Origin of the sequence: Streptomyces sp. W16 (assembly GCF_033194735.1) — a bacterium.
Lineage (GTDB): Bacteria > Actinomycetota > Actinomycetes > Streptomycetales > Streptomycetaceae > Streptomyces.
Map to the genome: position 1 here is coordinate 1 of NZ_JAWOAI010000779.1, position 3,441 is coordinate 3,441.

At 72.8% G+C, this 3,441-nt stretch carries 2 protein-coding genes; one reads left to right on the top strand and one right to left on the bottom strand.

The window, feature by feature from the left end:
• Positions 1-1,699: discoidin domain-containing protein (locus tag R6V09_RS49075; protein WP_317887925.1), on the top strand; the 1,699-nt coding region annotated here is incomplete at its 5' end.
• A gap of 25 nt (positions 1,700-1,724) precedes the next feature.
• Here the strand turns inward: R6V09_RS49075 and R6V09_RS49080 are convergent.
• The coding region (locus tag R6V09_RS49080) for a DEAD/DEAH box helicase (RefSeq protein WP_317887926.1) at positions 1,725-3,441 on the bottom strand (1,717 nt) is incomplete at its 5' end.

Genomic DNA, 3,441 nt, shown 5'->3' on the forward strand with positions numbered 1-3,441 from the left:
CGCGCTGCTCGCCTCGCACAGTGCCGCGTGGCGGGCGCTGTGGTCGTCCGACATCGAGGTGCCCGGGCATCCGGACCTGCAACTCTGGGCCCGTTCCGCCCAGTACGGGCTGCTGTCCGCGCTGCGCCCCGGCGCCCGGAACAGCATCGCGCCCGCCGGTCTGACCAGCGACAACTACGCGGGCATGGTCTTCTGGGACGCCGAGACCTGGATGTTCCCGTCCCTGCTCGCCGCCCACCCCGAGCTCGCCCGTCCGGTCCTCGACTACCGCTACCGCACCCGCACGGCCGCCGCCGAGAACGCGGCGAAGACCTCGGTGAAGGGCCTGTTCTTCCCCTGGACCAGCGCGAGCCACGGACTGCTGTGGAACGAGTGCCAGAGCTGGCAGCCGCCGCACTGCCTCACCCAGAACCACCTCCAGGGCGACATCGCCCTCGCCGCCCGGCAGTACTACCTCGCCACCGGCGACCGCACCTGGCTCCGCACCGAGGGCCAACCCCTCCTCAACGGCCTTGCCCAGTACTGGACTTCGCGGGTCACGAAGAACACCGACGGCTCCTACTCCGTCAAGGAGGTGGCGGGCCCCGACGAGTACAGCAACGGCGTGAACGACGCCGTCTACACCAACGCCGTCGCCGCCACCGCCCTCCGCGCCGCCACCGAAGCGGCCCACACCCTGGGCACACCGGCCCCCGCCGAGTGGCTCACCATCGCGAACCACCTGCGCATCCCCTACGACCCGAAGCGCAAGGTCTTCCTCCAGTACGACGGCTACAACGGCTCGCAGATCAAGCAGGCGGACACCGTGCTGCTGATCTACCCGCTGGAGTGGCCGATGCCGGCCGGCGCCGGGGCCGCCACCCTCGACTACTACGCGCAGCGCACCGACCCGGACGGCCCCGCCATGACCGACGCCGTCCACGCGATCGACGCGGCGGCGATCGGCGAGCCGGGCTGCGTGGCGTACACCTATCTGCGGCGGGCCTACCAGCCGTTCGCGCGCGGCCCGTTCGCCCTCTTCTCGGAGTCACGGGGCGACAAGGCGGGCGCGTCCGACCCTCTCGCGGGCTCCCCCGCGCAGGACTTCCTCACCGGCAAGGGCGGCTTCCTCCAGGTCTTCACCCACGGTCTGACCGGCCTGCGGCTGCGCCCCGACACCCTCCGCCTCGACCCGAGCCTGCCGCCCCAACTCTCGGACGGGGTACGCCTGTCGGGCCTGCGCTGGCGCGGTCGTACGTACGACATCGCCATCGGTCCGAGGACGACGACCGTACGACTGCGCTCCGGGGCGCCCTTCGTGCTGGACACCCCTGAAGGCCGCCGCACCCTCTCCGGCACGGTCACCCTGAAGACCCGGCGCCCTGACCTCACCCCCACCACCGACCTGGCCCGCTGCCGGCCGGCGACGGCGACCTCCTCGGAGTCCGGCCGCTATCCGGAGGCCGCTGTGGACGGCAGCCCCGCGACCGCCTGGTCCCCGGCCGGCGACCGCGCCTCGCTCACCGTCGACCTGGGCCGCCCGGTGCGGGTCGGGACGGTCCGGCCCACGTGGACGAAGCGCCCCGGGTCGTACACGGTCGAGGTCTCGGCGGACGGCCGCGCGTGGCACGCCCCGAACGGGACGTCCGCCCGGTACGTCCGTGTCGCCGTGCGGGGCGGCAAGGGTTCCGCGCTCGCCGAGCTCGATGTGCGCTCGTGAGGGCCAACTACCCTGACTGGCATGGTCAGTTGGCTGACTCGGCCGCCAGGCGTCGCTGCTCCTCCTCCACTATGCGGCGGGCCAGGGTGGCGTCCGATATGTCGACCGCGTCCGGCGTGGCGTCCGCGAGGTCGCTGCGGCGGGCGAACCGGTCGAAGAGGCGGTCCTTGTTCTTGAGGATGGTCAGGAGCCGGTCGTCCACGCTGTCGGTGGCGAGCATGCGGTGCACCTGGACCGTGCGTATCTGGCCCATGCGATGGACGCGGGCCACGGCCTGGTGCTCCACCGTCGGCTTGACCTGCGGTTCGCAGAGGATGACCAGGGAGGCGGTCTGGAGGTTGAGGCCGACCCCGCCCGCGCTGATCTGGGCGAGCAGTACGGCGTGGCCGCGGGCCGTGGTGAAGTCGTCGACCAGTTGCTGCCGGCGGACCGCCGGGACGCTCCCGGAGATCGTCCCGGTCACCCGCGCGCCGGTCCCGTCCAGCGCCTGCCGGACCGTGGTCAGCACATCCCGGAAGTACGAGAAGACCACCACCTTCGCGCCGTTCTCCGCGGCCTCCGTGACCAGTTCCCGCAGGCGCTGCAGCTTCGCCGACTTCTCGGCGTCGGCGTAGGCGGCCCGGCGCATCGCCATGAAGTTCCCGGCGCCGACCGCGCGGTCGTAGGCCTCGCGGTCGGCGACGCCGAGCTCCACCCACTCGTCGACCTGGACCAGGGCGGGCAGTTCGGTGAGGACGTCCACCTGGTTGCGGCGGAGGTAGGCGGGGGCGACGGACTTGCGGAAGGCCTGGGGTCCGGCCGCCGCCGTGCCGTTGCGGACCGTCGGCAGCAGTTCCGGGCGGAGGTGGCGGACGAGGGTGCGGAACTCGTCCACGTGGTTCTCCATGGGCGTGCCGGTCAGGAAGAGAACGCGGTCGCAGCGCTCGGTCCACAGGGCGACCGACTTGGTACGCCGGGTGTCCGGGTTCTTCACGTAGTGGGCCTCGTCGACGACGAGCATGCCCGGGGTGGGGCCGGGCGGCGCCTCGCCCTTGGGCTTCCAGCGCTTCGGTTTCCTGCTCTCCGGCGCGGGCAGGGTGTGCAGCGTGTCGAACGTCGTGATCGCGACCCCGCCGCGCTCACGCCACTCCCCGTAGGCGGCCTGCCGGTCCGGGCCGTGCACGGGCAGGGCGCGCAGGGTGCTGCGGGCGCCGATCTCCCGGGTCCAGTTGATGAGCACGCCGGCCGGGCAGACCACCAGGAAGTGGCTGTGTCCCTCGGCCGCGAGATGGGCCAGTACGGCGATGGCCTGGATGGTCTTGCCGAGTCCCATCTCGTCCCCGAGGACGACCCTGCGCTGGGCGAGGGCGAACCGGGCGCCGAACGACTGGTACCCGCGCAGCGAGACCCGGCGGTGGGTGTCGTCCAGCTGCTGGGCGTGGACCCGCTCGGCCAGCTCCGAGGGCAGGAAGCCCTCGCTCGCCGCGAGGTCCGGCGGCTGTCCGTCCACCTCGGCGAGCTGGCTGTAGTACTCCGCGGACCGCAGCTCGAAGTCGACCCAGGCCTCGATGTCGGAGACCGGCGGGCGCAGCAGGTCGGTGGAGGCCTGGGCGATCAGCAGCGGTACGTCACGGGCGGTGGCGTCGGCGACGAGTTCGTGGAGTTCGGCGACCGCGGCGAGGGCGCGGCTTCGCCGCCCGCGGCCGGAGAGCGCCATCAGCAGCCTGCTGGTGGCGGGCCTGGCCACCGGGAGCAGCGCGCGC